The 26,605-nt window shown below is 73.1% G+C and carries 28 protein-coding genes and 1 riboswitch; of the genes, 13 read left to right on the top strand and 15 right to left on the bottom strand.

The window, feature by feature from the left end; all coding sequences use genetic code 11:
- Positions 1–62 precede the first annotated feature (62 nt).
- Entirely contained in the window at positions 63–551 is a 489-nt protein-coding gene (locus CFT82_RS01025) for a hypothetical protein (protein WP_088817246.1), read from the bottom strand.
- A gap of 124 nt (positions 552–675) precedes the next feature.
- Here CFT82_RS01025 and CFT82_RS01030 point away from each other — a divergent pair, with 124 nt between their 5' ends.
- The 5 genes from CFT82_RS01030 to CFT82_RS01050 all read left to right on the top strand — a co-directional run bounded on the left by CFT82_RS01030 (position 676) and on the right by CFT82_RS01050 (position 7,243).
- Positions 676–2,067, top strand: coding sequence for an MFS transporter (locus tag CFT82_RS01030; protein WP_327078675.1), 1,392 nt, complete (start codon positions 676–678; stop codon positions 2,065–2,067).
- A gap of 70 nt (positions 2,068–2,137) precedes the next feature.
- Entirely contained in the window at positions 2,138–2,587 is a 450-nt protein-coding gene (locus CFT82_RS01035) for a hemerythrin domain-containing protein (RefSeq protein WP_088817247.1), read from the top strand.
- Complete coding sequence (locus tag CFT82_RS01040) at positions 2,584–5,241, top strand: multicopper oxidase domain-containing protein (protein ID WP_234994215.1); 2,658 nt, start codon at positions 2,584–2,586, stop codon at positions 5,239–5,241. The genes CFT82_RS01035 and CFT82_RS01040 overlap by 4 nt, the downstream gene beginning before the upstream one ends.
- 4 nt (positions 5,242–5,245) lie before the next feature.
- On the top strand, positions 5,246–5,743 hold the full coding sequence (locus CFT82_RS01045) for a GtrA family protein (protein WP_088817249.1): 498 nt from the start codon (positions 5,246–5,248) through the stop codon (positions 5,741–5,743).
- A gap of 75 nt (positions 5,744–5,818) precedes the next feature.
- Positions 5,819–7,243: a DHA2 family efflux MFS transporter permease subunit gene (locus tag CFT82_RS01050; RefSeq protein WP_088817250.1), complete on the top strand. Its 1,425-nt coding sequence runs from the start codon at positions 5,819–5,821 to the stop codon at positions 7,241–7,243.
- A 21-nt stretch (positions 7,244–7,264) separates the two neighbouring features.
- On the opposite strand, the gene CFT82_RS01055 is transcribed toward CFT82_RS01050, so the two are convergent.
- Positions 7,265–8,062, bottom strand: coding sequence for an alpha/beta fold hydrolase (locus tag CFT82_RS01055; RefSeq protein ID WP_088817251.1), 798 nt, complete (start codon positions 8,060–8,062; stop codon positions 7,265–7,267).
- Positions 8,063–8,166: 104 nt separating this feature from the next.
- Between CFT82_RS01055 and CFT82_RS01060 the strand changes: the two genes are divergently transcribed.
- From CFT82_RS01060 to CFT82_RS01075, 4 genes are all read left to right on the top strand, one after another.
- Positions 8,167–9,318: a methyltransferase domain-containing protein gene (locus CFT82_RS01060; protein ID WP_234994216.1), complete on the top strand. Its 1,152-nt coding sequence runs from the start codon at positions 8,167–8,169 to the stop codon at positions 9,316–9,318.
- Positions 9,315–10,403 (top strand): glucose-1-phosphate adenylyltransferase family protein, encoded by a 1,089-nt coding sequence (locus CFT82_RS12165; protein ID WP_088817252.1) that lies wholly within the window; start codon positions 9,315–9,317, stop codon positions 10,401–10,403. The genes CFT82_RS01060 and CFT82_RS12165 overlap by 4 nt, the downstream gene beginning before the upstream one ends.
- 79 nt (positions 10,404–10,482) lie before the next feature.
- Positions 10,483–11,400 carry an acyltransferase family protein gene (locus tag CFT82_RS01070; RefSeq protein ID WP_088817253.1) on the top strand — a complete coding sequence of 306 codons (918 nt, stop codon included), beginning with the start codon at positions 10,483–10,485 and terminating at the stop codon, positions 11,398–11,400.
- Positions 11,367–11,729, top strand: coding sequence for a hypothetical protein (locus CFT82_RS01075; RefSeq protein WP_088817254.1), 363 nt, complete (start codon positions 11,367–11,369; stop codon positions 11,727–11,729). Before CFT82_RS01070 ends, CFT82_RS01075 begins: the two co-directional genes overlap by 34 nt.
- Before the next feature lie 117 nt (positions 11,730–11,846).
- On the opposite strand, the gene CFT82_RS01080 is transcribed toward CFT82_RS01075, so the two are convergent.
- The 3 genes from CFT82_RS01080 to CFT82_RS01090 all read right to left on the bottom strand — a co-directional run bounded on the left by CFT82_RS01080 (position 11,847) and on the right by CFT82_RS01090 (position 14,825).
- Positions 11,847–13,031 carry a hypothetical protein gene (locus CFT82_RS01080; protein ID WP_088817255.1) on the bottom strand — a complete coding sequence of 395 codons (1,185 nt, stop codon included), beginning with the start codon at positions 13,029–13,031 and terminating at the stop codon, positions 11,847–11,849.
- A gap of 106 nt (positions 13,032–13,137) precedes the next feature.
- Entirely contained in the window at positions 13,138–14,370 is a 1,233-nt protein-coding gene (locus tag CFT82_RS01085) for an APC family permease (protein ID WP_088817256.1), read from the bottom strand.
- Positions 14,370–14,825 (bottom strand): OsmC family protein, encoded by a 456-nt coding sequence (locus CFT82_RS01090; protein ID WP_088817257.1) that lies wholly within the window; start codon positions 14,823–14,825, stop codon positions 14,370–14,372. The genes CFT82_RS01085 and CFT82_RS01090 overlap by 1 nt, the downstream gene beginning before the upstream one ends.
- A gap of 19 nt (positions 14,826–14,844) precedes the next feature.
- On the opposite strand from CFT82_RS01090, the gene CFT82_RS01095 reads away from it, so the two are divergent.
- On the top strand, positions 14,845–15,588 hold the full coding sequence (locus tag CFT82_RS01095; protein ID WP_088817258.1) for a histidine phosphatase family protein: 744 nt from the start codon (positions 14,845–14,847) through the stop codon (positions 15,586–15,588).
- Between the two features lie 65 nt (positions 15,589–15,653).
- On the opposite strand, the gene gcvP is transcribed toward CFT82_RS01095, so the two are convergent.
- The 9 genes from gcvP to fdhD form a co-directional block, all read right to left on the bottom strand.
- Complete coding sequence (gene gcvP / locus CFT82_RS01100) at positions 15,654–18,611, bottom strand: aminomethyl-transferring glycine dehydrogenase (RefSeq protein WP_088817259.1); 2,958 nt, start codon at positions 18,609–18,611, stop codon at positions 15,654–15,656.
- A gap of 66 nt (positions 18,612–18,677) precedes the next feature.
- A riboswitch (glycine riboswitch) is annotated at positions 18,678–18,765 on the bottom strand.
- A gap of 39 nt (positions 18,766–18,804) precedes the next feature.
- Positions 18,805–19,356, bottom strand: a complete 552-nt coding sequence (locus CFT82_RS01105) for a MerR family transcriptional regulator (RefSeq protein ID WP_088817260.1) — start codon at positions 19,354–19,356, stop codon at positions 18,805–18,807.
- Between the two features lie 124 nt (positions 19,357–19,480).
- Complete coding sequence (gene ftsR / locus CFT82_RS01110) at positions 19,481–20,185, bottom strand: transcriptional regulator FtsR (protein ID WP_234994217.1); 705 nt, start codon at positions 20,183–20,185, stop codon at positions 19,481–19,483.
- A 2-nt stretch (positions 20,186–20,187) separates the two neighbouring features.
- Positions 20,188–20,646, bottom strand: coding sequence for an FHA domain-containing protein (locus CFT82_RS01115; RefSeq protein ID WP_088817261.1), 459 nt, complete (start codon positions 20,644–20,646; stop codon positions 20,188–20,190).
- A gap of 56 nt (positions 20,647–20,702) precedes the next feature.
- Positions 20,703–21,092 (bottom strand): glycine cleavage system protein GcvH, encoded by a 390-nt coding sequence (gene gcvH, locus CFT82_RS01120; protein WP_088817262.1) that lies wholly within the window; start codon positions 21,090–21,092, stop codon positions 20,703–20,705.
- An 87-nt stretch (positions 21,093–21,179) separates the two neighbouring features.
- On the bottom strand, positions 21,180–21,914 hold the full coding sequence (locus CFT82_RS01125; RefSeq protein WP_088817263.1) for a DUF881 domain-containing protein: 735 nt from the start codon (positions 21,912–21,914) through the stop codon (positions 21,180–21,182).
- Positions 21,907–22,239 (bottom strand): small basic family protein, encoded by a 333-nt coding sequence (locus CFT82_RS01130; protein WP_088817264.1) that lies wholly within the window; start codon positions 22,237–22,239, stop codon positions 21,907–21,909. Before CFT82_RS01130 ends, CFT82_RS01125 begins: the two co-directional genes overlap by 8 nt.
- Positions 22,236–23,081, bottom strand: coding sequence for a DUF881 domain-containing protein (locus CFT82_RS01135; protein ID WP_088817265.1), 846 nt, complete (start codon positions 23,079–23,081; stop codon positions 22,236–22,238). The genes CFT82_RS01130 and CFT82_RS01135 overlap by 4 nt, the downstream gene beginning before the upstream one ends.
- 62 nt (positions 23,082–23,143) lie before the next feature.
- On the bottom strand, positions 23,144–24,001 hold the full coding sequence (fdhD, locus tag CFT82_RS01140; protein ID WP_088817266.1) for a formate dehydrogenase accessory sulfurtransferase FdhD: 858 nt from the start codon (positions 23,999–24,001) through the stop codon (positions 23,144–23,146).
- Positions 24,002–24,077: 76 nt separating this feature from the next.
- Here fdhD and CFT82_RS01145 point away from each other — a divergent pair, with 76 nt between their 5' ends.
- From CFT82_RS01145 to CFT82_RS01150, 3 genes are all read left to right on the top strand, one after another.
- Positions 24,078–24,353 carry a DUF6457 domain-containing protein gene (locus CFT82_RS01145; protein WP_234994218.1) on the top strand — a complete coding sequence of 92 codons (276 nt, stop codon included), beginning with the start codon at positions 24,078–24,080 and terminating at the stop codon, positions 24,351–24,353.
- Between the two features lie 82 nt (positions 24,354–24,435).
- Positions 24,436–24,678, top strand: a complete 243-nt coding sequence (locus CFT82_RS11610; protein ID WP_159461811.1) for a hypothetical protein — start codon at positions 24,436–24,438, stop codon at positions 24,676–24,678.
- Between the two features lie 10 nt (positions 24,679–24,688).
- Entirely contained in the window at positions 24,689–25,219 is a 531-nt protein-coding gene (locus CFT82_RS01150) for a 4'-phosphopantetheinyl transferase family protein (protein WP_159461812.1), read from the top strand.
- 28 nt (positions 25,220–25,247) lie between these two features.
- Here CFT82_RS01150 and CFT82_RS01155 read toward each other — a convergent pair whose 3' ends face one another.
- Entirely contained in the window at positions 25,248–26,564 is a 1,317-nt protein-coding gene (locus tag CFT82_RS01155; RefSeq protein ID WP_088817268.1) for a M1 family metallopeptidase, read from the bottom strand.
- Between the last annotated feature and the right edge of the window lie 41 nt (positions 26,565–26,605).

Here is a 26,605-nt window from a genome sequence, read left to right on the forward strand (position 1 = left end):
TCGTGGAGCACCGCCCCACTCCCCTGCTGCGGCCGTCCACAGCCCGGAACGACGGGGCGGGCTCAGCGGGTGAAGGACCGTCGACGGGGGAAGCTCAGCGACCCCATGAGGATGCCCGCCAGCAGCAGCGCCCAGAAGGCGTGGGCCCCGAAGACGAGGAAAAAGGGCGAGAACACGGGGGTGACCACCCAGACCAGCAGCGCCCACCACCAGCGCAGGCCCCACAGCAGGGGCAGGATGCTCGAGACCGTCATCGCGCCCAGCGCCCCGAGGAAGCCTCCCCAGACCGCGCTGGCCCCGCAGAACATCCCGCAGTCGGGCCTCTCCTGCGCGTCGAAGTGGCCCGCCAGCAGACGAACCCCCACGTAGACGAGCAGCGCGTAGGTGATCGCCGCGCACAGCACCCGCAGGAGGTCGGTGCCCCACTCCTGCCCGCTCCGCCCCCTGCGGGGCCATCCCGGCGGCCCGGCCACCGGATAGGCGCCCCCGGGGTGCCCCGGGGGCGGACCACCGGAGTGACCCGGGTACGGCGGCTGCGGCGGGGTGCTCATGGTCCTCCTGCTGGGTGCGTGGGCGCCGGTGACGAACGGCCCCATCATCACGCCCGGAACCGCCCGCGGGCACCCCACCAGCGGTGGAGGTCCGGCGGGCTCCAGGCCGTGCGATGCTGCCCACGTGACCTCCACCCTCCCGGACACCCCGGCGGCGCCCACCTCCGAGATGACCCGGGCCCACCAGCGTGCCTGGGGCTGGTACGACTGGGCCAACTCGGCCTATGTCACCACCACCGGCACGGTCCTCATCGGTCCGTACCTGACCCAGTTGGCGTCCGCCGACGCCTGCCCGGAGCTCCCCAGCGACCAGGCCTGCACGGAGACGGTCAGCCTCCTGGGGATCCCGGTGGCCGCCGGCTCCCTGGCCTCGTACACGGTGACCCTGGCCACGATCTTCTCCGTGGTCGTGGTGCTCCTCGTCGGCGCGATGGCGGACCGCTCCCCGCGTCCGACGCGCCTCCTGGGGGTGCTCGCGTGGGTGGGTTCGCTGGCGGCCATGGCGATGGTCCTGCTCGCCGGGACGAGCTGGCAGCTCGGAGTCCTCCTGGTGCTCGTGGCCAACGTCTGCCTGGGTGCCTCCACGGTGGTGTACGACGCCCTGCTGGTGCGGATCGCCGCCCCCGACGACCGCGACCGGGTCTCCTCCCGGGCCTGGGCCATGGGCTACGTGGGGGGCGGGCTCCTGCTCGTCGCCAACCTGGCGGTGGTGCAGCTCCACGAGTCCCTCGGGCTCACCCTGGAGAGCGCCGTCCGCCTGTGCCTCTTCTCCGCCGGGCTCTGGTGGGCGCTCTTCACCCTCATCCCGGTGGTCGGTCTGCGCCGGCTGCGGGGCACCACAGCGGTGCCGGTCGCCCGTTCCGCCGGGGCCCTCGGCGGCTCCCTGCGCCAGCTGCGGGACACCTTCTCCGACCTGCGCTGCTACCCGCAGACGCTCACCTTCCTGCTCGCCTACCTGTTCTTCAACGACGGCATCCAGACCGTCATCTCCTCGGCGAGCATCTACGGCTCGGTGGCGCTGGGCTTCGAGACCGGGCAGCTCATGGTGACGATCCTGCTCGTCCAGTTCGTGGCCGCCGCCGGGGCCCTCGTGTTCGGGCGCCTGGCCGCTCGCTTCGGTGCCCGTCGCACGATCCTCGGCGGGGTGGCGGCCTGGACGCTCATCGTCGCCGGGGCCTACCTGGTGCCGCGAGGCGCCTTCCTCACCTGGCTGTTCTGCGCCGCCCTCATCGGTCTGGTCATGGGCGGGACGCAGGCCCTCTCGCGCTCGCTGTACAGCCAGCTGGTCCCCCGCGGACGGGAGTCGGAGTTCTTCGCCTTCTACCAGGCGATGGAGCGCGGCACCTCGTGGTTCGGCACGCTCGTCTTCGGGCTGGTCTTCCAGACCACCGGCTCCTACCGGCCGGCGATCCTCGCGCTGCTCGTCTTCTTCGTGGTCGGCGGCCTCCTCCTGGCGCGGGTGGACGTGCGCCGCGGCATCGCCGATGCGGGGAACCCCCAGCCCGCGGTGGTCTGACCGGGCGGGCGTAGCGTTTCCAACGAGCGCGTACACGCCCGCCCCATCGGCCGCGCACGAAGGAGACAGCATGTGCAGCTACTGCGGTTGCGAGTCCATCGAGGTCATCGGCCGGTTCATGGCCGAGCACGACCGGCTGGTCGACCTCACCGGTCCCTTCCTGCGGGCGGCCGCCGCCGGTGACGCCGAGGCGCTGGACACCGCCGCCGGGCGTCTCGAGGCCCTCCTCTCCCCGCACACCCACGCCGAGGAGGTCGGGCTCTTCACCGAGCTGCGCAAGGAGGACGAGCTCATCGCCGCCCACGTGGACAGCCTGTGCGCCGAGCACGCGTCCCTCGACGGCCTCCTCGCCGAGGTGCGTGCCGGCGCCCACGCCCGTGCGCCCGAGTTCGTCCACGCCCTCCGGGAGCACATGGAGCGCGAGAACAACGGGCTCTTCCCGGCCGCGGCGATCGCCCTCGACGGCCCCCAGTGGGACCGGGTGCACGAGAACACCCCCGCTGCGCCGGACCTGCCGTGAGGGGCCGCTGGCTCCTGCGCGACCGCCCCGGCGTCCTCTGGCTGCTGCTGGCCCACCTGGTCTCCCTCGGGCACCCCTTCGTCCCCGAGTCCCGGTGGCTCATGGTCCACCTGGTCCTGCTGGGTGCCCTGACCCACTCGGTGATGGTGTGGAGCACCCACTTCACGAACGCCCTGCTCAAGGGCTCCCCCGAGGTCGACGACCGACGCACCCAGTCACGTCGCCTGTGGACCCTGCTGGTCGGGACCGCCTGCGTGCTGGTGGGAGTCCCCACCACCTGGTGGTGGCTCACGGTGCTGGGCGCCACCGCGGTGTCGGTGGCCGTCCTCGACCACGGACGGCAGCTGGGGCTCCGGCTCCGGGCGGCCCTGCCCGGGCGCTTTCGGACCACCGTCCACCACTACCTCGCCGCCGCGTGCTGCCTGCCGGTCGGTGCCGCCCTGGGGGCCACGCTCGCCCTGGGGTTGGACGACCGCTGGCACGGCCGGGTCCTGCTGGCGCACACCATGGTCAACCTCCTCGGCTGGGTGGGCCTGACCGTCACCGGCACCCTGCTGACCCTGTGGCCGACCATGCTGCGCACCCGCATGTCCCCTGGCGCGGAGGCCAGGGCGCGGCAGGCGCTCCCGGTGTTCGCGACCGCTCTCGTGGTTCTCGTGGCCGGGGCCCTGGGTGGGTGGCAGCCCCTCGCGGGGATCGGTCTGGCGCTCTACGGACTCGCCCTGGTCTGGTGGGCCTCCGGAGTGCTCACCGTGGTCCGGCAGGCGCCGCCCCGGGAGTTCGCACCGGCCTCGGTGGGTGCCGCCCTGGTCTGGTGGTGTGGGGGCCTGGTCATCCTGCTGGTCACCGTGGCCACCGCCCCCGGCTGGGAGGAGGTGGCGGCCCGCTTCGACCTGGTGACCCCGGTGCTGGCCGTGGGCTTCGCCGCCCAGCTGCTCACCGGTGCCCTGTCCTACCTGATGCCCGTGGTGATCGGCGGTGGCCCCCGCGTGGCACGGGCAGCCGGGGACTGGTTCAACCGCGGCGCGGCCTTCCGTCTGGTCACCACCAACCTGGGTCTGCTGATCTGCCTCCTGCCGGTCCCCAGCCTGGTCCGGGTGCTGGTCTCCGTGCTCGTGCTGGCCTCGCTGGCCGCCTTCGTCCCGTTGATGTTCCGGGCCGTCCGTGCGGCTGGGCGGGTGCGCCGCGAGCAGGTGGCCCCTCGTGCCGAGGGGTCCGGAGAGCGGCCTGGAACAGTGGCCGCGTCCGGTGAGCAGACCTCCTCGCCCGCCCCGCGGGGCCCCGCCACTCGCCCCACCATCTGGTCCGCCGGGCGCGTCGCGGCGGCCCTCTCCACGCTCGCCCTGGCCGTGGCGCTCGCCGGATCGGCCACCCCGCTGCTGGGCGGCGGCACCCCGGCCGACACCGGTGCGGAGCAGGTGGAGGCCACCGGCCACACCGAGAAGGTGACCGTGGAGGCGCGGGACATGCACTTCACCCCCTCGACCCTGGAGATCGAGGCCGGGGACCGCGTCGTGCTCGAGGTGGTCAACGCCGACGACCAGGCCCACGACCTGCAGATCGCCGGGCAGCAGACCCCGCGTCTGGCCCCCGGGGAGAGGGCAACCCTCGACCTGGGCGTCATCGGCACGGAACAGGAGGGCTGGTGCACGCTCGTGGGCCACCGGCAGATGGGGATGACCTTCAGCATCGACGTGACCGACCCCTCCACCCCCGGCAGCGGCAAGGGGTCGAGCGCCGAGCCGTCCCGCGCGAAGGTGACGCCGGACCCGGAGGCCACCGTCGCCGAACCGGCCGACCCCCGGGCCCCGCGTCCTCCGAAGGGCGACACCCACGAGGTGACCCTCCGCGCGAGCGAGCTCGAGCTCGAGGTCGGCCCCGGGATCACCCAGCAGCGCTGGACCTTCAACGACCGTGCCCCCGGCCCCACCCTGCGCGGCAAGGTCGGCGACACCTTCGTCGTCACCCTGGTCAACGACGGGTCCATGGGGCACTCGATCGACTTCCACGCCGGAGCCCTGGCCCCCGACCGACCGATGCGGACGATCGGCCCCGGGGAGTCCCTGGAGTACCGGTTCACCGCCACCCGGGCAGGCATCTGGATGTACCACTGCTCCACCCCGCCGATGAGCACCCACATCGCGGCGGGCATGCACGGCGCAGTGATCATCGAGCCCGAGGGCGGGCTGCCGGAGGTGGACCGCGAGTACGTGATGGTCCAGTCGGAGGTGTACCAGGCGGAGGACGGGGGGCTGACGGACGCGTCCGCCGTCCAGGCCGAGGACCCGGCCCTGGTGACCTTCAACGGCGTCGCCGACCAGTACGTCCAGCACCCCCTGACCGCCACCGTGGGCGAGCGCGTGCGGTTCTGGGTCCTCAACGCCGGCCCGAACCGGCCGAGCTCCTTCCACGTCATCGGCGGCCAGTTCGACACCGTCTGGTTCGAGGGCGGCTACCAGCTCGGGCCGAGAGCCGAGGGGACCGGCTCGCAGGCGCTGGGGCTCCAGCCGGCCCAGGGCGGGTTCGTGGAGCTCACCTTCCCCGAGGCGGGGCGCTATCCGTTCGTCTCGCACGTCATGGTCGACGCCGAGCGTGGTGCTCGGGGCGTCGTGGAGGTCACCGAGCGGGACGCCCCCGGGCAGGACGTACGGTAGCCAGATGACGTCGACGGTCCCGACCCGTTCGCGCTCCGTCGAGCGCTTCATCGCGCTGCGCAACAGCGTCTGGGGGTGGATCCCCCAGCCGTTGCGTCGCCACATCCCCCCGACCGCCGTGGGCTTCGCCATGCTCAACCTGTGCACCTTCGCGCTGGACCTCGTGCTCCTGGGGATCTTCCACACGGTCTTCCACCTGGCCTACCCGGTGGCCACCACCGTCGCCTACGTCATCGCCCTGGCGACCGCCTTCGTGGTGAACCGACGCTTCAACTTCGAGTCGCACGGGGACCCCGGGAGGCAGTCCCTCCGCTACGTGCTCGTCGTGGCCGTGAACTACCTCGCCTTCATCCTGCTGCTGAACTCCGGCCTGGAGGCCTGGGGGGTGCACTTCACGATCGCCCGGCTGGCCGCGGGTCTCTGCGAGGCCGTGTGGATGTACTGCGCGATGCGGTGGATCGTCTTCCGCCACGGGAACCCGGCGGGGACGCGACGGTCCTGACCCGCTCCCGGGGAGCCGTATGATCTGTCGCCGGTCCACCGGCCGCACCCCGTCCTTCCCCTGGAGCCCCCGCGCATGCCCGCCACCTCGGACCACGGTCGTGTCCTGACCATCCTCACCGTCGCCACCTTCGTGGTGATCCTCAACGAGACCCTCCTGGTCAACGCGATCCCCCAGCTCATGCACGCCTTCGACGTGACCGCCGCGGACGCCCAGTGGCTCTCCACCGCGTTCATGCTCACGATGGCGGTGGTCATCCCGACCACCGGCTGGTTCATGCAGCGCTTCCAACGGCGCACGGTCTTCGCCCTCGCCATGGGCTCCTTCACCCTCGGCACGCTGCTCGCCGCGGTGGCCCCGGTCTTCGCCGTCCTGCTCGTGGGACGCATCGTCCAGGCGGCCGGCACGGCGATGATGATGCCGCTGCTCATGACCACGGTCATGACCCTCGTCCCGCTGGAGCAGCGCGGCCGGGCCATGGGCAACGTCTCGCTGGCGATCTCCGCGGCCCCGGCCCTGGGTCCGACGAGCTCCGGGCTCATCCTCCAGCTGGCCTCCTGGCGCTGGCTCTTCCTGCTGGTGCTGCCCCTGGCCGTCGTCATGTCCGTGGTGGGCTACCGGATGATGCCGGCCAACGAGGCCAACCCGACCGACACCCTGGACCTGCTGAGCCTGCCGCTGGCCGCGCTCGGCTTCGGCGGCCTCATCTACGGCATGACCCAGGTCGGTGTGCCTGCCGTCGAGGGGGCCGGGCCGGTCCTCCCGCCGGCGCTCGTGATCGCCCTGGCCGTGGCGGCCCTGGTGGCCCTCGTGCTGCGCCAGTTCGCCCTGATCCGCTCCGAGCGGGCTCCCCTGCTGGACCTGCGCGCCCTGGGCGAGCGTGGCTTCGCCGTGACCATGGCGATCATGTGCGTGGCGATGATGGCCATGCTCGGCACGCTGATCCTCGTGCCGATCTGGCTGCAGGAGGCCCGCGGGCTCACCGTGCTCCAGGCGGGTCTGGTGATGCTCCCCGGTGCACTGCTCATGGCCTTCCTGGCCCGTCCCGTGGGGCGTTGGTACGACCGGATCGGGCCACGCCCGCTGGTCCTGCCCGGAGCGGTCCTGGCGACGAGCTCGCTGGCCATCGGGTTCCTGGGCACCCACGACGCCCCCTGGTGGCTCTTCCTCGTCGTCCACCCCTTGCTGAGCCTGGGACTGGCCCTCATGTTCACGCCCCTGTTCACCTCCGGCCTGGCCTCCCTGCCGCCCCACCTGTACAGCCACGGCTCGGCGATCATGGGCACCTTCCAGCAGGTGGCCGCCGCTGCGGGAACCGCCCTGGCCGTGACGGTCATGACCGCGCGCACGGCGGGGCTCGTCCAGGCCGGTGAGGACCCGGTCCACGCCCTGTCCGGTGGTGTCTCGGCGGCGCTGGGCATCGGGGCGGCGATCTTCGTGCTCGCCACCGCGCTCACGCTGCTGGTGCGTCGGCCGGCGGGCGCGCCGACGGCGGCCTGAGGCGGCCCCGGGCTCGCGGCCTCAGTCCTCGGTGGATGCCTCCAGGAAGCGGCGCAGGATGCTGTGGAAGACCTCCGGCTGCTGGGAGTGCACCCAGTGGGCGGCATCCTTCACCGTGACCAGTCGGGTGGCCGGGAAGTAGCCCTCCATGACCGGCCTGAACTCCTCCTGCACGTAGTCGGAGCGGCCACCGGCCACCCAGAGCACGGGGCCCGCGTAGCTGAGCTCCTCGACCTCCGCCGGGAAGCCCATCACCTGCGGCAGCTGCTCCCGGAGCATGGCCAGGTTCGCCTTCCACGCCCACCCGTCGTCGGTGCGGTCGAGATTCTGCAGGAGGAAGGCCCGCGTGGTGTCCCAGGGGATGGCCTCGGCGAGCGCCTCGTGGGCCTCGCTGCGGCTCTCGAGCGCCTCGAGGTCGAGCCCCAGCAGCGAGTCGAGGAGGTGCTCGAACTCGCTGTGGGAGTCGGTGCTCACCGGGGAGATGTCGACCACCACGAGACGCTCCACCAGCTCCGGCTCGAGCAGGGCCAGCACCATGGCGACCTTGCCTCCCATCGAGTGGCCGACCACCGTGACCGGGCCCTCTGGCCAGTGCTCCCGGACGGCCGCGGCCGTGGACCGTGCCATGTCGACATAGTCGAACTCCTCGGTGCGGGGGGACGCCCCGTGGTTGGGCAGGTCCACCAGCAGCGAGCTCGCGAGATCCTTGACCGCCTTGGCGGCGGTGCCGAAGTTGCGTCCCTGCCCCATGAGCCCGTGGAGGAAGACGACGCGCTGCGGGCCGCCGGGGATGCTGGTGGTGTGCAGAGTCTGGGTCATCGCTGCTCCTGAGGGGTGGGGAGGCCGGTGACTCCCCGGCCGGACCGCCATTCTTCCCGGTCCCGTCCTGCGCCCCCACGGGCACCCGCGCGAGAATGGGGCCCATGTCCGCCCTCCCCCTGCACTGCCCGCACCACGAGGCCGGTCGCTGCGGCTCGTGCACCCTGCTGCCGACCCCGCTCACCACCCAGCTGGCTCGCAAGCAGGAGGCGGTCGCCGCCCGGCTGGCCGATCACGTGCCGTCCGTGGCCTGGCAGCCACCGCGGGGCAGCGCCCCGTGGGGTTTTCGGAACAAGGCCAAGCTGGTGGTCGGCGGCACCGCCGCCGAGCCGACCCTCGGCATCCGTGACGAGCAGGGGCGGGGCGTGGACCTGCGCACCTGCGGCCTCTACCCGCCGGACCTGCTTCCCGTCTTCGACCGGCTGGCCCGCTTCGTGACCCGGGCCGCCCTGCCGCCCTACGACCTCGCCCGGCGGCGGGGCGAGCTCAAGCACCTCGTCCTCACCCGGTCGGCCGCCAGCGAGCTCATGCTGCGGATCGTCCTGCGCTCGGAGGCGCCGCTCCCGCGCGTCGAGGAGCACCTGCCCGGGCTGCTGGCCGACCTGCCCCGGCTGCGCGTGGTGAGCGCGAACCTGCACCCGGCGCACGCAGCCGTCCTCGCCGGCCCCACGGAGATCCCCCTCACCGAGGCCACCCTGCTGGGCATGCCGATGGGGCCGGTGACCCTGCGCCTGGGACCGGACGGCTTCTTCCAGACGAACACCGAGGTGGCCGAGGCCCTCTACGCCCGCGCCACCGGGTGGCTGATGGAGTCCGGCGCCCGGACCGTGGCCGATCTCTACTGCGGGGTGGGCGGATTCGCCCTCCACGCCGCCCACGCCGGGCTCGAGGCCGTGGGCGTGGAGATCTCCGCCGACGCGGTGCGGGCCGCCGAGTCGGCTGCCGGTGACCTGCCGGCCCGGTTCGTGTGCGCCGACGCCGCCGACCCCGCCTCGGTGACGGCGGCGGCCGGGGAGGTGGACGCGGTCCTGGTGAACCCGCCCCGGCGTGGTCTGGGAGCCGATCTCGTCGCCGCGCTGGCCGCCGGCACGCAGCGGACCCTCGTCTACTCCAGCTGCAACCCGGCCACCCTCGCCCGCGACCTGGCGGGCCTGACCGGCTGGCGGGTGACCCGGGCGCAGCTCTTCGACATGTTCCCGCACACCGAGCACGCCGAAGTGCTCGTCGAGCTCCGCCCTGCGAGGCTGTCGGCATGACGCGCATCCCCGCCCCGGGTTCCCCGCACGTGGTCGCCGTCGTCCAGGCCGGTGGGCAGGGTTCCCGGATGGACGTGCTCACCCGGGAACGTGCCAAGCCCGCCCTGCCCTACGCCGGTACCTACCGACTCGTGGACCTGGCGCTCTCCCTGGCCACCAGCGCCGGCATCGGCGACGTGTGGGTGTCGGTGCAGTTCATGGCCTCCACGCTCGACGAGCACCTGCAGCACGGCCGCCCGTGGGACCTGGACCGGGTCCGGGGCGGCTATCGGCGCATGGTGCCCGAGAGCGGCGGGCACACCGGCTTCGCCGGCTCGAACACCGAGGACCTGCTGGGCATGGCCGTGGAGCTCGACCGGGAGGACCCGGACCTCGTGGTGACGATGAGCGCCGACCAGGTGCTCCTGTGCGACCTGGGTCGGGTGCTGGCCGACCACTGGGCCAGCGGCGCCGAAGCCACCGTCCTGGCCCTCGAGGTCGACGGCGCGACCGCCCGGCACAAGGCCGTCCTCACGGTGGACGGCGACCGGCTGCTGGAGGTCGCGGAGAAGCCCGAGGAGACCGGCGCGCGAGAGCTGATCTCGGCCGAGGTGCTCGTCATGTCCTGGCCCGTCCTGCGGGAGGTCCTCCAGGAGGTCCGGGCCGCGTCCCCCGGCGGCGGGGAGGACGACGAGGAGCACGGGCCCGGCGATCTGCCCGAGGAGGTGCTCCCCCGCCTGGCCGCCCGGGGCCGCACCAGGGTCGCCACCGGGGCCGAGGTCAGCGACTCCCTCCTCGCGGCGGGCTCCCTGGTCCGGGGCGCGGTGCGCGGCAGCGTCATCGGGCCGGGGTGCGTCGTGCACCCCGGGGCCGAGGTGGTCGACAGCATCCTGTTCGACGCGGTGGAGGTCCTCCCGGGGGCCCGGGTCGTGTCGGCCATCGTCGACGACCGCTGCCGGATCGGCCGCGGTGCCGTCGTCGGTGCGCGGGCCGCCGACGAGCCGGCGGACGAGGAGATCGCCCTCCTGGGCGCTGACAGCACCGTCGCCGACGGCGCTCGCGTCGAGGCCGGAGCACGCCTGGAGCCCGGCACCAGCGCCGACTGACCGGGAGGCCACCCGACGGGGCCGATCCCCGACCCGGGGCGGACCCGGTGACGGGACCCGCAGCAGGCAGAATCACGCCATGGCCACCGGACGGAGCACCGAGCGGGACTGGGTCGTCGACGTGGTGCGTCTGGTGGCGATGCTCGTCGTCGTGGTCATGCACTGGTGCTACCTGCACCTCTGGGTCGACGACGGCCTGCAGATCCAGCTGGCCCTCTCCGGACCCGTGATCTGGGCCCTGACCTGGGTGCTGCAGGTGATGCCGGCCTTCTACGTGGCCGGCGGCTTCACCAACACCCTCCTGGTCGACCGCTGGCGGGCGTCCGGGGACCCGCTGGGCGCCTACCTGGGCCTGCGTGCCCGCCGCCTCACCTCCCCGGTGCTCCCGCTGCTGGGTGTGACCCTCGCCGTGGTCGCGGTCGGCTCGTGGGTGGCGCCCTCCCTGACCGGCACGGTCGGCGACCAGGTGGCCAACCCGCTCTGGTTCCTCGCCATCTACCTCTTCTGCACGGCCACGGCCCCGCTGGCCGTGGCCGCCTTCGACCGCTTCGGGTGGGCCACCGTGGCGGTGCTGCTCGCCGGGGCCCTCACCGTGGACGCCCTGCGCTTCTGGGGCGAGGTGGACATCGCGGACCTGAACCTGCTCCTCGTCTGGGCCGCCTGCCACCAGCTGGGCATCGCGTACGCCCGGCGCCGGCTCTGGGGTGTCTCCTGGGCCGTGCTGCTGGGCGTCGTCGCCCTCTGCGTCGCGGTGCTCGTGCTGATGGTGCTGCCCGGCCCCTGGTTCCCGACCAACCTGGGGGTCCGGGACGCCCCGGTCTCCAATCTCGCACCCCCGACCGCCGCGCTGGTGGTCCTGGGGATCGCCCAGTGGGCCCTGCTCACCGGTGTGGGGAGTCGGCTGCTCGGCCGCTCCCCTCGCCGGCCTGGCAGCGGCGGATCGGGGTCGGCAACGCCCTGGCCATGCTCGTCTACCTGTGGCACGTCCCGGCCATGACGCTCATGATCGGTGTGGGCCTGCTCTGGCCGGAGGTGCTGCTGCCGGCCAGCACGAGCGGGTGGTGGATGGTGCGCCCGGTCTGGTTCGTGCTCTCCGGGGTGATGCTCGCCGGGCTGGTGTGGGCGGCCCTGCGCTGGGAGCTGTGGTTCGCCCGGTTCGAGCCCACCCGCTCCACCGTTCGTGGCGTCCTCGGCAGCCTGGTCGCCGGGGTGGCCGTGCACGAGATCTGGCAGCAGGGCGTCGGGATCACCCCCGCCCAGCTCCTCTGGGAGGGACTGTTCGTGCTCTCCCTCCTCCTGCTCACCGGACGCCGCTCCCCCGCCTGAGCCCCGTCCGCTCCCGGTCGGCGGAGACGGCTGGGTACCCCGAGGGGCAGGACAACGGCGGAGGGGCCCCTGCACCACGCGGTGCAGGGGCCCCTCCGTGAGGGACGGCCGGTGTCCTCAGCCGTCCAGCGTGCTCGACGACGCGGCACCGGGCTGCTGGGCGCCCTGGGCCATGCCGTCCACGAGCTCCTGCGGGACCTCGGTGAAGGAGTCCGGGGCGGTCGGGGAACCCTGGTCGATCTGCGTCTCGGAGACGATCTTCAGCGGCCCCTCGTCGAAGCTCTTCTTCACCTCGGCGAACTCCTGCTTCTCGTCGTCCTCGAGGCTGGACTCGTCGATCCACCCGGTGAACTGGGCGAGGTCGATCGTGGTACCCGTCAGGTCACCGTCCTGCACGGTGAACTCGATCTCGGCCGTCGCGTCGTCCTTGATCCGCTGGCGCGCCTCGTCGTCGAGCATCGGCATCTTCTCGTCCTCGGCGGCGTCCGGGTTGTACTTGTTCACCACCTTGGCGAAGTCGTCCCAGGACTTCTCCACCGGCAGGGCGGCGGTGATGACGTCGCCGTCCCGGGTGAACTCGCCGTGCTCGTCCACCAGGCCCTCGAGGTCCTTGAGCATGGCCTGCTGCTGGGCCGGGTCGGTGGCGACCTCGGACTGACCCGCCACGGACTGCTCGAGGGTCTCGGTGAGACCGGCGGCCTCCACCTGCTCGGCCGTCATGCCGACCCACTTGCCGGCCAGCAGGTCGTGGGCGAGCTGGGCCGTCGGATCGCCGGAGGGCGCCTGGCCGAGGGAGCTTCGGAGCTCGTCGGCCGAGAAGAGGCCGGTCTCCTGGCCCAGCTTCTCCACGTCCGCCCGGGCGTAGAGACCGCCCTCGACCATGCGGATCTCGACCTTGGCCGAGCCGAGCTGCAGGACCATGTCGGTGTCGAGGTCCTGCGGGTCCTGCTCCTCGGCGAGGGCCTCGTCCCGCGAGAACTGGTGCACGGTGAGCGAGCTCTTCGGCAGCAGGTCCATGAACTTGTCGGCCGAGGGGTCGGTGGACCCGCTCTCGTCCTGCAGCGCGCGGAGCAGCTCGCTGCTGGTGTCCAGCTTCATGACGGTGGTGAGGTCCTGGGCCTGCTGGGACTTCTCCAGGGCGTCCATCAAGGTCGCCTTCGGGTCGTCCTGCTCCTTCTCGTCGACCTTCTCGGCCTTCGACTCGTCGCTCTTCGCGGTGGAGCCGCCCTCCTCGTCCCCGCCACAGCCCGCCGGCAGGACACCGGCCACAGCCAGACCGGCCCAGATCTTCGTGGTCTTCATGGTCAATCCCTTCTCTCCCGGATGGATCCACTCCAGTATGGCGGTCACTGGGGACAGCAGCGTTGGACTCAGGTCTGATCTCTCCGGAACTCCTCCCCCGACGGGGTCACGCCCAGCGGGAGCGCTGGGTCCACACCAGCAGACCGACGGCGAGCAGCACACCACCGCCCAGGACGCTGGCCAGGGGCAGGGAGAGCACCAGCAGCAGGCAGCCGAGGAGACCCACGACGGGCACCACCCAGCCCATCCTCCACTCCCGCCGCAGCGTGAAGGCCGAGGCGTTGGCCACCGCGTAGTAGAGCAGCACGCCGAAGCTGGAGAAGCCGATGGCCCCCCGGAGGTCCGCCACGAGGACCAGCAGGACGACCGCGCCGGCCACCAGCAGCTCGGCGAAGCGCGGGACGACCTCCCCGGTGCCGGTCGTCACGGTCACCCCGAGGGAGCGTGGCAGGTCGCGCCGCTCCCCCATCGCCATGAGGGTCCGGCCCACGCCCAGCAGCAGGGCCCAGAGGGAACCGAGGGCGGCGAGCCCGGCGGTGAGGCCCAGGATCGTCCCCCAGGACGGGCTGATCCCCTCCCCCAGGGCACGCAGCGGCGCCGTCGCCCCGGCGAGCGCGTCGGTCCCCAGCCGGCTGCTGAGGGTGACGGCCACCAGCGCGTAGAGGCTGAGGGCCAGCCCGATGCCCCACCCGATGGCGCGCGGGATCGTCCGGGCGGGCTCGACCACCGCGTCGCCCAGGGTGGCGACGCGGGCGTACCCAGCGAAGGCGAAGAAGAGGAGGCCGGCCGCCTGCAGGACGCCTCGCGCGCCCGGGGCCTCCGGAGCCTGCCCGGCCGGCAGCAGGGTCGGGTCCGGCGGGTAGACCCAGCAGAGCGCGAGCGTGGCGAGCAGGACGAGCACCACGACGGCCACGATGATGCGTGCCACCCGGGCCGACTTGGTGATGCCGCCCATGGTCACCAGCGTGAGGGCGAGGACCGACAGGACGGCCACGAGCCGCTCGTGCCCGGGCCAGAGGTGGGCCCCGACGACCATCGCCATCGCGGCGCAGGAGGCCGACTTGCCGATGACGAAGCACCAGCCCGCCAGATAGCCCCAGAACGGGGAGAGGCGCTCCCGGCCGTAGAGATAGGTCCCGCCGGCGCCCGGGTACCGGGCGGCCAGCTGGGCGCTGGAGCTGGCGTTGCACCAGGCGACCAGGCCGGCCAGGGCCAGGGCCGGCAGGAGCAGGGTCCCGGCGGCCTGCGTGGCCGGTCCCCAGACGGCGAAGACGCCGGCACCGATCATCGCGGCGAGCCCGATCGTCAGGGCGTCGCCGAAGGTGAGGCGCCGCTGCATCAGACGGAGCGGCCGTCCGCGAGCGTGAAGTCCACCGGGGTGGGGAGCACCACGGTGCGACTCACGGTGCACAGCCGGTCACGGGACATGGCCACCGCCCGCGGCACGACCTCCTGGGCCTGCTCCCCGGTCTCCCCCTCGGCGAAGCCCAGGGCGAAGTCGGCGGCGACGTCGGTGAGGTGGTTCCCGTCCTCGTCACGGACCTTGGTGCCCTGCACCTCCACGGAGAACTCCTGCGGCTCGGCGCGCTTGGAGACGATGTGGTCGACGTCGATCGCCGAGCAGCCGGCGATCGCCGCGAGCAGCAGCTCCACCGGGGTGAAGTCCGCCCCCTCGCCCTGCCCGATGGTGATCTCGGCCCCACGGGCGTTGGTGATGCGGAACTCGGCGAAACCGGTCCGCTCGAGGCGGACGGACGTGGGACCGTGCTGCGGGGCGGGGGTGGCGTCGCTCATGGGGCCTAGCCTGCCTCACATGACAGCGCAGACGACACCCGGCCCGTTCACCCCGCCGCTGGGCGAAGAACCCACCCGGCCGCTGACCGCCGCCCAGGTGGCGGTGGCCCGGGAGCGGCACCGTTCCGCGGACGTGGTGGACGTCCGCCCGGTGCGCCCGGGGCCGGGCCGGCTGGTCCTCCTGCGGCACGGCGAGACCGAGTGGTCCCGGGTCGGCCGCCACACGGGGTGGACCGACCTCCCGCTCACGGAGCGGGGGCGCGCAGGCGCGGCCGGCCTGCCGGGTCTGCTGGAGCCCTACAACATCGTGCACGTGCGCGCCTCGCCCCTGCAGCGGGCCGCGGAGACCGCGCAGCTGGCCGGTCTGACCGTCGACGCGCTGGACGCCGACCTCATGGAGTGGGACTACGGCGCCGAGGAGGGGCGCACCACCGAGCAGGCACGGCAGGAGGGCCGCCCCGGATGGTCGGTCTTCGACGGCGTGCCGCCCGGGGAGACCCCCGGGGAGAGCGTGGAGGACGTGGCCTCCCGCGCCTCCCGGGTGCTGGGTCGTCTCTGGGGGCACCTGGACCGGGGCGACGTGGTCCTGGCCGGCCACGGCCACCACCTGCGCGTCCTCACCGCGGTCTACCTGCGGCAGACGCCCTACCTGGCCAACTCCCTGGAGCTGGAGGCCGGGCACCTCTGCGTGCTGGGGCACCACCGCACCACGCCGACGCTCCGACACTGGAACCTCGCCCCGACGCTCGCCGCCCCGGTCTGAGCGACTCGGTGGGGCCGGCCACCGCGCGCTGCGGTGACCGGCCCCTCCGTCGCGGGCTCCGCGGGTCAGTCCTCGAAGGCCTCCGGCGGCGGGCAGGAGCACACGAGGTTGCGGTCACCGTGCACGCCGTCGATGCGGCGCACCGGCGGCCAGTACTTCCGGGACGGGTCCACGCCCTCCGGGTAGGCCGCCTCGGTGCGCGTGAAGGAGTGGGGCCACTCCCCCGCCAGGCAGAGCGCCGTGAAGGGGGCGTGGCGCAGGACCGAGTCCTCCACCGTGCCCGCCGCGGACGCGGCGTCGATCTCGGCCTTGATGGCCACCATCGCGTCGACGAAGCGGTCCAGCTCGGCCAGCGACTCCGACTCGGTCGGCTCCACCATGAGCGTCCCGGCCACCGGGAAGGACATCGTCGGGGCGTGGAAGCCGTAGTCGATGAGGCGCTTGGCCACGTCGTCCACGGTCACCCCGGTGTCCTTGGTGATCTGCCGCAGGTCGAGGATGCACTCGTGCGCCACCAGGCCCTCGTTGCCGGCGTAGAGGACCGGGTAGTGGTCCTTGAGGCGGGCGGCCAGGTAGTTCGCCGAGAGGATCGCCACGCGGGTGGCGCGGGCCAGGCCGGCCGAGCCCATCATCCGGATGTAGCTCCACGGGATCGGCAGGATGCTCGCCGAGCCCCACGGGGCCGCCGCGATCGGCCCGACCCCCGTCTCCGGACCGGCCCCCGGGACCAGCGGGTGGTTCGGCAGGAAGGGTGCCAGGTGCTCGCGCACGCCGATCGGGCCGACGCCCGGACCGCCACCGCCGTGGGGGATGGTGAAGGTCTTGTGCAGGTTGAGGTGGCTGACGTCGGCGCCGAACCTGCCCGGCCGGGCCACACCGATGAGGGCGTTGAGATTCGCCCCGTCGACGTACACCTGACCGCCGGCCTCGTGCACCAGCTCGCAGAGCTCGGAGATGGTGTCCTCGAAGACGCCGTGCGTGGACGGGTAGGTCACCATGATCGCCGCGAGGTCCTCGCGGTGCTTCTCGATCTTGGCGCGCAGGTCGTCCATGTCGATGTCACCGCCCTCGGCGGTCTTCACCACGACGACCTTCATGCCCGCCATCGCCGCCGAGGCGGCGTTCGTGCCGTGCGCGGAGGCCGGGATGAGGCAGACGTTGCGGTGCTCCTCGCCCCGGGAGGCGTGGTAGGCCGCGATCGCCATGAGCCCGGCCAGCTCGCCCTGCGCGCCGGAGTTCGGCTGCAGGGAGACCGCGTCGTACCCGGTGATGTCGCACAGCCACTGCTCGAGCTGGGCCATCATCTCGCGGTAGCCCTCGGAGTGCTCGGCCGGCGCGAAGGGGTGCATCTCGGCGAACTCCGGCCAGGTGATCGGCTCCATGGAGGTGGTCGCGTTGAGCTTCATGGTGCACGAGCCCAGCGGGATCATGCCGCGGTCCAGCGCGTAGTCCTTGCCCGAGAGCGTGCGCAGGTAGCGCAGCATCTGGGTCTCGGAGCGGTGCACGTGGAAGACCTCGGGGGTGAGGAAGTCGCTGGTGCGCTGGTGCTGCTGCGGCCAGCCGAGCTCCATGGCCGGGCCCCGGCGCTCGCCGAGGGAGACCCCGAAGGCCTCGGCCACGGTGCGCAGGTCGGACTCCAGCGTCGTCTCGTCGGTGCTCACGAGCACCGTGTCGTCGTCGGCGGCCCAGAGCAGCACGCCCTGCCGGCGGGCCGCGGAGACGATCGCCCGGGCCTGGCCGGGCACCCGGACGGCCACGGTGTCGAAGAAGTCCTCGTGGAGGACCTCGAGCCCCCCGGCGCGGAAGGAGTCGGCCAGGCGCAGCGCCTTGCCGTGCACGTCACGGGCGATGCTCCGCAGCCCCTCCGGGCCGTGCCAGACGGCGTACATCGAGGCGATGACGGCCAGCAGCACCTGCGCGGTGCAGATGTTGGAGGTGGCCTTCTCGCGGCGGATGTGCTGCTCACGGGTCTGCAGGGCCAGGCGGTAGGCCACCCGCTCCTCGGCGTCGATGGAGACACCGACCAGGCGCCCCGGCAGAGTGCGCTCCAGGCCGGCACGCACAGCCATGTAGCCGGCGTGGGGACCGCCGAAACCCATCGGCACGCCGAAGCGCTGGGTGGTGCCCACCGCGACGTCGGCGCCCCACTCCCCCGGCGGGGTGAGCAGGGTGAGGGCCAGCAGGTCGGCGGCGGCGGTCACCAGGGCCCCGACCTCGTGGGCGGCCTCGGTGAGCGCCCGCCAGTCGCGGATCGCGCCATCGGCCCCCGGGTACTGGACGATGACGCCGAAGACGTCCTGGTCACCGGCGGCGGCACGCAGGGCCTCCACCGAGTCCACACCGGTCAGGTCCGCCACGACCACCGGGATCCCCAGCGGCTTGGCGCGGGTCTCCGTCACCGCGATGGACTGCGGCATGAGCTGGGAGTCCAGGAGCAGGACGGCCGAGTTGTCCTTGGCCCCGACCTTGGAGGTGCGGCGCATGACCGTCATGGCCTCGGCCACGGCGGTGCCCTCGTCGAGCAGGGAGGCTCCGGCGGTGGTGAGGCCGGTGAGCTCGGAGCACATCGTCTGGAAGTTCAGCAGGGCCTCGAGCCGGCCCTGGGAGATCTCCGGCTGGTAGGGCGTGTACGCCGTGTACCAGGCCGGGTTCTCGAGGATCTTGCGGAGGATGACCGGCGGGGTGTGGGTGCCGTAGTAGCCCAGGCCGATCATCGAGCGGGCCACCGTGTTGCGGGCGGCCAGGGCGCGCAGCTCGGCGGCGGCGGCCTGCTCGGTCGGGGCGGCGGTCATGGAGAGCTGCTCGTCACCGGTGATGCCGGCCGGGACCGCGGTCTCGACGAGCGCGTCGAGGCTCGGCTGCCCCACCACCTCGAGCATCCGGGCGACGTCCTCCTCCCGGGGGCCGACGTGGCGCGACACGAAGTCGGGCTCGTGGTCGACCCCGAGCTGGTCGGTGGCGTCGAAGACGGGGGCCTCGGTGGCCTCGTGGGCGGGGGTCGGAGTGGTGCCCTGCTGGTCCATGGATGCTCCTGCGGGTCTCAAGTGGGCGGTCTCCCCCTCTGTGGGCTCCGGGCCGGCCAGAGTCGCCTCGTCCGCGGGGTCCGTGCGCCTGAGAGTTTCCGGGGAGTTTGCTCCTTCGGCGCCCCGTGCTCGGGGACTCTCCCCCGCGGGATCAACAGCGGGACCGAGTGTAGTGCCGGATGTGGCGCGCGTCTCAGGCGCCGCGGCGGGCCCGGCGTGCCGCCAGCTCGTCGACGACCTGCTCGGAGGGGTCCTCCCCCGGCAGCTCCTCGAGCGTCCCCTCGACCTCGCGCCAGACGCTGCCGATCGCGATGCCGAAGACGCCCTGACCACCGCGGACCAGGTCGATGACCTCGTCGTCGCTGGTGCACTCGTAGACGGAGGCCCCGTCGGACATCAGGGTGAGCGCGGCGAGGTCCTCCGCGCCGCGCTCGGCGACGGCGTCGACGGCCACCCGGATCTGCTGGAGGGAGACACCGGTGTCGAGCAGGCGCTTGATGATCTTCAGCACGACGATGTCGCGGAAGGAGTAGAGGCGCTGGCTCCCCGAGCCGCTGGCGCCGCGGATGCTCGGGCGCAGGAGCCCCGTCCGGGCCCAGTAGTCGAGCTGCCGGTAGGTCACCCCCGCGGCGGCGCAGGCCTGCGGCCCCCGGTATCCCACGGCGTCGCGCTGGGCGGCGGCGGGGTCCTCGAAGAGCGGCGCCTGCTGGGGCGCGTCGCCGGAGGTGGGGTGCTGGGGGGTCACAGGGATGAAGGTATCCCCCGCCCCTCCGGGGTGCAATGACGGGGTGCGGCGTGTTGCGGGACCCGGGTGGAGCCCGACCCATCCCTGACCCTCGGGGCGAGATTCAGGGTGAGCTGGTCGAGGCTCAGCCCAGCTCGGCGCGCACCAGGGCCACGTGGAGGTTGAGGCAGGCCGCGGCGAGGGTGGCCTTGCGGGCCTCGCGCTCCGACTCCGGCGGGCGGCTGGCCGTGAGCGTCTGCTGGACCAGTGCCGCCTCCCGATCGGCGGCGAGCCGGAAGGCCCGCAGGTGACGGGCGGTCAGCCCGTGCGCCGCGAAGGTCCCGATGGCCCGGGCGATGTCCACGTCCACGGCGGTGTACCAACCGTCCTTGTCGGCCGTCACGAACCCGAAGGCCTCCATGTCGTCCACCTGGGCAGGGCTCACCTCGGCGGTCCGGCACAGCTCCGCGCGGCTGATCCGCAGGGTCGGGTCGACGGCGCCCAGGTCGGCGGCCGAGACGACCTCCGGCGCACCGGGCGGCAGCGCCCCCTGCGGGGGCGGTGCGGGACGTCCCGGCGCCGGCGCGTCCAGGTCGACCTCCAGCCCCCGGTCCATCTGGTCGAGGGCGTCGGAGATCACCTTGAGCGGCCAGAAGCGGTCCCGCTGGGCCTCGAGGATGAAGCGCAGGCGGTCCACCTGGGCGTCGGTGAACATGCGGTAGCCCGAGGCGGTCCGCTCCGGGGCGATGAGCCCCTTGCCCTCCAGGAAGCGGACCTTGGAGATCGTCAGGTCCGGGAACTCACCCTGCAGGCTGCGGACCACCTGACCGATGGTGTGGCGTCCTGACACGCTCAGGCGCCCCCACCGGTCCGGGCCGGGTGGAAGACGAGGCGGTACTTGCCGATCTGCACGAGGTCACCGGCGACCAGCGGGCTGGAGCCGGTCTCCTCACCGTTCACGTAGGTGCCGTTGGTGGACCCCGTGTCCACGACGGAGAAGCCCTCCGCACCCCGCTCGAAGGCAGCGTGCTGGCGCGAGACGGTCACGTCGTCGAGGAGGATCTCGGCCTCCGGCGCACGCCCGACCGTGACCCGGTCCTCGTCCAGGAGGTAGCGCGAACCGGCCGACGGCCCGGCCGGGATCACCAGCAGGGCCGTGCCCGGGCGCAGCGCGTCGAGGACCTGCTCCAGGTCCTCCGGCACGCCCTCGGACACCCCACCGTGACCGGCCGACGGCAGGTCGTCCCGCACGTCGATCCGGGCCGTGGCCGGCCCCCAGGCCTGCTGGCCGGGACCCTCGGGGTGGTTCATGGTGGTGTCCTTTCACAGGGAGTGGGCCGGCCCGACGGGGGGCCGGCCCACCGGGGTCAGTCCAGGGAGGAGGTGTACGCCTCGGCGTCGAGGAGCCCCTCGAGCTCGGCGGCGTCGGAGACCTTGATCTCGAACATCCAGCCGGCCCCGTAGGGGTCGTTGTTGACGGCCTCGGGGGTGGCGTCCAGCTCGTCGTTGACGGCGGTGATCTCACCGGAGAGCGGGGAGTAGACGTCGCTCACGGACTTGGTGGACTCGACCTCGCCGGCGGCGTCGTCACGGTCGAAGGTGTCCCCCACGGCGGGCAGGGTCACGAAGACCACGTCACCCAGGGCGTCCTGGGCGTACGAGGTGATGCCGACACGGTAGGTGCCCTCGGACACCTCCCGCAGCCACTCGTGCTTGTCGGTGTACTGCAGGTCTGCGGGGTACTCCAGCTCGCTCATGACGCTCCTTCGGGGTGATGGGTCGACGTCATCCTAGTCGGTGGGCCACTTTCGTCCACGGGACGCGGGGCGGCCCGCTCGGACCGGTCACCGCCCCCGGGCGGGCACGGTGGCGTCCACGGTGACCTGGCCGACCTTCGCGACCGTGACGGTGGCCCCGGCCTCCTGCCCGCTCTCCACGACGCCACCGGGGATCTCCATGGCGGTGCGCATCGTGTCGGCCGGGCCGATCGCCTCCAACCGGTAGGGCGGCTCGAGCTCCTCCCCGTCCACCACCACGGTGCCCGATCCCCCGTCGAGGAACCAGGTGGAGGCGACGATGCGGTGCCCGTTGACCTGCATGGCCTCCGCGCCGGCATCGCGCAGCTCCTGGACGGCGTCCAGCAGGAGCGGGGCGAGGTCCTCCTGGTCGTCCCCCGGCCGGAGCTCCAGGACCACCCCGGGGCCACCTGCCGGCAGGGTGCCGGCGAGGATGCCCAGCTCCTGGGAGCGCTCGCGCGCCTCCCGCTGGGCGGCCGAGAGGTCGCGGTCGTTCTCGTAGGCCTGCTTGCGCTGCAGGAGGGCGTCCCGCTCCGCGTCCAGGGCGTCCTCCTGGGCACGCACGCCGTTGAGGAGCTGGACGAGCTCGGTCTCGGTGAGGTTCTGCGTCGGGTCCTCCCGCCGGTCCAGGGCGGTCACCGAGAGGGCGAAGCCGAGCAGCCCCAGCAGGAGGCCGACGGTCCACGGGGCCGCCCCCCAGGTGAACAGGGGCGGGCGCCGCGAGGACTGAAGGTCCTCCGGGTTCGTCCCCTCCCGCACCACGGCGCTGCGACGCTCAGGCACCGAACACCAACCGCCGGACGCTGGCCACGTTGGAGAAGATCCGCAGGCCGAGCACGACCACCACGCCGGTGGTCAGCTGCGAGCCCACGCCGAGCTGGTCCCCGAGGTAGACGATCACGGCGGCCACCACCACGTTGGACAGGAAGGAGACGACGAAGACCTTCTCCGAGAAGATGCCCTCCAGGTGGGCACGCAGGCCACCGAAGACCGCGTCGAGGGCGGCGATGACCGCCACCGGCAGGTAGGGCTCGAGCCACAGCGGCACCTCGGGCTGCAGCCAGAGGCCGAGCAGGATGCCGATGACGAGGCCGATCAGGGCTTTCACGAGTTCTCCAGGTCGACGGGGCGGGCGTGGTGGACGGTCAGGGTGGTGTCGGCGGGCAGCACGAGATCGCTCGCACCGGAGGCCGAGGTCCGCACCCGGTACTGCCGGGTGAGCTCCTCGAGGTGCTCCCCGCCTCCAGTCTCCTCGAAGCGCTGGTGCAGGTCGTCGGGGCCCACCGCCTCCACGACGTAGGGCGGCCGGAGGGCCCGGAAGTCGACCACGAGAGCCTCCCCTGCGTACCGGATGGAGGCGGTCGGGCTGAGCCGGATGCCGTTGACCGCGATGCCCTCGGCCCCGGAGCGCCAGAGGCGGTTGGTGACCTGCTGGAGGTCGCCGGAGGTGACGCGCTCCTGCGGCGTCTCCGGGTCGGTGGGGTCGTCCAGGGTGATGCGCACGCCGTCTCCCTCCAACGGGGATCCGGCGGCCGCGGCCAGGTTGGCCTCGAGCCGGTCGGCCAGGCCGTCACCACCGCCGGCCTCCAGGGCGCGCCGCGCGCGCGAGCTCAGGGCGTCCTGCTCCTTCGCCAGCAGGGCGGCCTCGTCGTCGAGGACCTGCTGCCGCACGTGGAGCTCCCGTGCCAGCCGGGCGCGCGCCGAGTCCGGCGAGCTGGCCTCCGCCTGCTGGGCGAGATAGCCCGTGACACCCGTCCACCCCATGAGCGCGGCGACGGCCACGGCCAGGACCCCCATCGCGGCCCGCTGGCCCGCGGACTCCTGCTCCCCGGTCCGGGCCCGACGCTCGGCCTCGTGGCGGTAGCCGTGATCGGTCGGGTCGCGGAGCAGCTGCTCGATGACGTTCGGGACACGCGGAGCACGAGGGGTCTGCCGACGCTGTGGTGGCATCGGATCCTCCTGTCCTCGCGGCCCCGACCGGGCCCCTGGTCGCCGTCGAAGGAGGCTACCCCTCAGCGGCCGCCGGTCGTGGAACCCTGCTCCACCCGGTCGTGTCCGGCGTAGACGTTCATCCGCGGGCCGCGCAGGAAGCCCACCAGCGTCATCCCGCGGTCGACCGCGAGGTCGACGGCCAGCGACGAGGGGGCGGACACCGCGGCGAGGACGGGGATGCCGGCCATGGCCGCCTTCTGCACCAGCTCGAAGCTGGCCCGACCGGAGACCTGGAGGATCGTCCCGCGCAGCGGCAGGCGGCCCTCCAGGAGCGCCCAGCCCACGACCTTGTCGACCGCGTTGTGCCGGCCCACGTCCTCCCGGACCACGAGGAGCTCGCCGGTGGCGGCGTCGAACAGCCCGGCCGCGTGCAGCCCCCCGGTGCGCTCGAAGGCCTCCTGGCGGGCGCGCAGGGCGTCCGGCTGGGCGGCCAGCTGCTCCGGGGTGATCCGGGTGTCGTCCTCCGCGAGGTCGAACGTGGACATCTTCTCGACCGCCTCCAGGCTCGCCACGCCACACACCCCGCAGCTGCTGGTGCTGTAGAAGCTCCGGGCGGCCCCTGGCTCGGGGGTGATGCCGGGGGCGAGAGCCAGGTCAAGCACGTTGAGCGTGTTCGGCTGCCCGGCGGGGCTCGTGCCCGGCCCCCCGCAGTGGATGCTGCCCGTGACGTCCTGCTGCTGCCGGACGACCCCCTCCGAGACCAGGAAGCCGGCCGCCAGCTCCAGGTCGTGTCCCGGGGTCCGCATCGTCACCACGTAGGGCGAGCCGGCGAGGCGGATCTCCAGCGGCTCCTCGACGGCGAGGGTGTCCGCCCTCCTCCGTGTCGGCGCGCCGATCTCGATCGTGGTGACCGGCCGGCGGGTGGTGATGCGTCCCATGGGCAAAGCGTGCCACGCGGGCGGCCACGTAGGGTGAGCCGGATCATCCACCGCAGGTTCAGCCCAGGAGGCACCCATGGTCGGCACGGACTCCGCGCCGGAGGCGCAGCAGCCGGACCCCCAGCCCGGGGGCGCTCCCCTGGTGCGCTGGGTCGAGGACCTGGCCGCCGCCCTCGACCTCGAGGCCGATGTGCCCCTCCACGAGCTGCTGGACGTGACCCGCGAGGTGGCCCACGGCGTGACCCGCGTGGCCGGCCCGATCACCACCTATCTCGTGGGGCAGGCCGTGGCCCGGGGGATGAGCGCGGAGGAGGCGATCGCCAGCGTCCGGCGCGTCCTCGAGGAGCACTGAGACGCTCCTCACCGTGCCGGCGGGCCGTACCGGGGGAAATCCGGAGGGAGTCACGGCGCCGGCCGCACGCTAGGTTGGAGACATGACCCACGATGCCGACGGGGCGGCCGGGTTCCCCCACCTGCGCGCGGCCGACCACCGACCCGTCGACGCCGTCGACATGTCCCTGCCCGCCCAGGCCGCACGGCCCACCTGGCGGCGCATCATGCTCCACCCGGCGGTGCTCGTGCTGGGCGTCGTGCTCGTGCGGCGGGGCGCGATCGTCCAGCCGGCCTGGGTCCGCGTGCGGCGGCAGCGGGCGGCGGCAGCGCACCGGGTGGGCTGAGGCACCCCCTGTGCCCGTCGTCCACCTGGCCCGCACCACCGGCGCTGCCGACGACGCCTTGCTGGCCCTCGCGCACGCAGTCACCGGCGTGGAGGACCTGCGCCTGACCCGGGCCTGCCCCCGCTGTGGCGCGGACCGCCACGGCCGGCCGGTGCTCCGCGGCGTCGAGGGGGTGTCCGTCTCCCTGTCCCGCCCCCGCACGCCCGGACCGGCGCTGGTCGCCCTCTGCGCGGACGCCGGAGTGGGCGTGGACGTGGAGAACACCGGGGCCGCCACCTTCGACGGGTTCGACGCCGTGGCCCTCCACCCGCAGGAACGCTGCGCGGACGACGACGCCCGCACCCGGCTGTGGGTCCGCAAGGAGGCGCTGCTCAAGGCCCACGGCACCGGCCTGATAACCGACCCGCGAGAGGTCTGGCTGGGCGAGGACGGGCAGGTCGTCGCCGGCCCGGCCGGCACCCTCGTCGACCTGGGGCTCGACGACCAGATCGGCGCCGTCGCGGTCACTCCCCCGGGCCCGCTCCACGTCCGCTGGCACTGAGGGCGCGCCCCGGCCGGGGCGGCGTCGATCAGGGCAGCTCGGGCAGCGGCGGCAGCTCCGGCTCGTGCAGCCAGGCGTGGAGGGTCTCCCCCACGCGCTCGCCCAGCTCGCCGGCGCCCTCGACGCAGTGGGCCTCGAACTGAGCGGTCGAGGCGGTGCCGCCGCGGTGGGTCTCCACCCAGCTGCGCAGCAGCCCGAAGAAGGTCTCGTCACCCACCACTGCCCGGAGTGCGTGGAGGGTCAGGGCGCCCCGCTTGTAGACCCAGTCGTCGAACATCGTCTTCATGCCGGGCTCGGCCAGGGTCACCCCTTCGTCGAGCTCCTCGAGCTGCGCGTGGTGATGCGCGGCCCGCTCCTGGACGCTGGGGCTCTCGCACCAGGCGCGCCGGTGGTCCGACCACAGCCACTCGGCGTAGCAGGCGAAACCCTCGTGCAGCCAGATGTCCTGCAGCAGCTGGCCGGTCACCGCGTTGCCGAACCACTGGTGGGCCAGCTCGTGGGCCACGAGGCGCTCGTTCTCCCAGGTCGGCTCGGTGAAGTTGCGCCCGAAGGTGCTCAGACCCTGCGCCTCCAGCGGGATCTCCAGCTCGTCGTCGACGACGACCGCCCGGTACTCCGTAAACGGGTAGGGGCCGAAGAGCTCGGAGAAGTGGTCGACCATGCGCCCCTGGTGCTCGAAGGCGGTCCCCTCCCCGACCCGGACCGCAGGCGGGTGGACGATGCTCACCGGGACGTACGACCAGCACTCCGTCTCGACATAGCGACCGATCTGCACCGTGGCGAGATAGGGCGACATCGGCTGATCCATCTCGTACACCCAGCGACGCCGGCGTCCCTCCTGCATGCTCCGGGTCCGGGTGCCGTTGGCGATCACCTGGTAGTCGACATCGGTGAGGACGTCGATGCGGTAGGTGGCCTTGTCCGCCGCGTCGTTGTTGCAGGGGAACCACGAGGGGGCGCCCTGCGGCTGCGAACCGACCATGGCGCCCTCGGTGAGCTCCTCCCAGCCGGCCTCGCCGTGCGTCCCGGGCACCGGGCGCGGCTTGCCGGAGACCCGGAGCTCCAGGACGAACCGGTCCCCCGGCTGCCGGTCCCCCACGAGGATCCCCCAGCCACCCGCCTTCCGGCGGTACTTCACCGGCTTCCCGTCGACGCTCGCGCCGCCGAGCTGGAGACCGCGCAGGTCCACGTCGATCCGGGTGGTTGGCTCGACGATGCGCACGTGCAGGCGCGCTCGCTCATCGAGCCGGTTGGTCACCACGGCATAGGTGAGCTCGAGCTCGTAGTGCTCGACCCGGTACCGGGTGTCACCGTGAGCGGGCAGATAGGGGTCGGGGTGGATCATGGCCGCCTTTTCCGGGAGGTGTGCGGGGACTGGACGTGGGG

The sequence above is a fragment of the Kytococcus aerolatus genome, from assembly GCF_900187395.1.
In the GTDB taxonomy this organism is placed as follows: domain Bacteria; phylum Actinomycetota; class Actinomycetes; order Actinomycetales; family Dermatophilaceae; genus Kytococcus; species Kytococcus aerolatus.

Coding starts and splice junctions, on each gene's coding strand:
- CFT82_RS01025 (WP_088817246.1), bottom strand. CDS start 551: ATGAGCACCCCGCCGCAGCCGCCGTACCCGGGTCACTCCGGTGGTCCG.
- CFT82_RS01035 (WP_088817247.1), top strand. CDS start 2,138: ATGTGCAGCTACTGCGGTTGCGAGTCCATCGAGGTCATCGGCCGGTTC.
- CFT82_RS01045 (WP_088817249.1), top strand. CDS start 5,246: ATGACGTCGACGGTCCCGACCCGTTCGCGCTCCGTCGAGCGCTTCATC.
- CFT82_RS01050 (WP_088817250.1), top strand. CDS start 5,819: ATGCCCGCCACCTCGGACCACGGTCGTGTCCTGACCATCCTCACCGTC.
- CFT82_RS01055 (WP_088817251.1), bottom strand. CDS start 8,062: ATGACCCAGACTCTGCACACCACCAGCATCCCCGGCGGCCCGCAGCGC.
- CFT82_RS01060 (WP_234994216.1), top strand. CDS start 8,167: ATGTCCGCCCTCCCCCTGCACTGCCCGCACCACGAGGCCGGTCGCTGC.
- CFT82_RS12165 (WP_088817252.1), top strand. CDS start 9,315: ATGACGCGCATCCCCGCCCCGGGTTCCCCGCACGTGGTCGCCGTCGTC.
- CFT82_RS01070 (WP_088817253.1), top strand. CDS start 10,483: ATGGCCACCGGACGGAGCACCGAGCGGGACTGGGTCGTCGACGTGGTG.
- CFT82_RS01075 (WP_088817254.1), top strand. CDS start 11,367: ATGCTCGTCTACCTGTGGCACGTCCCGGCCATGACGCTCATGATCGGT.
- CFT82_RS01080 (WP_088817255.1), bottom strand. CDS start 13,031: ATGAAGACCACGAAGATCTGGGCCGGTCTGGCTGTGGCCGGTGTCCTG.
- CFT82_RS01085 (WP_088817256.1), bottom strand. CDS start 14,370: ATGCAGCGGCGCCTCACCTTCGGCGACGCCCTGACGATCGGGCTCGCC.
- CFT82_RS01090 (WP_088817257.1), bottom strand. CDS start 14,825: ATGAGCGACGCCACCCCCGCCCCGCAGCACGGTCCCACGTCCGTCCGC.
- CFT82_RS01095 (WP_088817258.1), top strand. CDS start 14,845: ATGACAGCGCAGACGACACCCGGCCCGTTCACCCCGCCGCTGGGCGAA.
- gcvP (WP_088817259.1), bottom strand. CDS start 18,611: ATGGACCAGCAGGGCACCACTCCGACCCCCGCCCACGAGGCCACCGAG.
- CFT82_RS01115 (WP_088817261.1), bottom strand. CDS start 20,646: ATGAACCACCCCGAGGGTCCCGGCCAGCAGGCCTGGGGGCCGGCCACG.
- gcvH (WP_088817262.1), bottom strand. CDS start 21,092: ATGAGCGAGCTGGAGTACCCCGCAGACCTGCAGTACACCGACAAGCAC.
- CFT82_RS01135 (WP_088817265.1), bottom strand. CDS start 23,081: ATGCCACCACAGCGTCGGCAGACCCCTCGTGCTCCGCGTGTCCCGAAC.
- fdhD (WP_088817266.1), bottom strand. CDS start 24,001: ATGGGACGCATCACCACCCGCCGGCCGGTCACCACGATCGAGATCGGC.
- CFT82_RS01145 (WP_234994218.1), top strand. CDS start 24,078: ATGGTCGGCACGGACTCCGCGCCGGAGGCGCAGCAGCCGGACCCCCAG.
- CFT82_RS11610 (WP_159461811.1), top strand. CDS start 24,436: ATGACCCACGATGCCGACGGGGCGGCCGGGTTCCCCCACCTGCGCGCG.
- CFT82_RS01155 (WP_088817268.1), bottom strand. CDS start 26,564: ATGATCCACCCCGACCCCTATCTGCCCGCTCACGGTGACACCCGGTAC.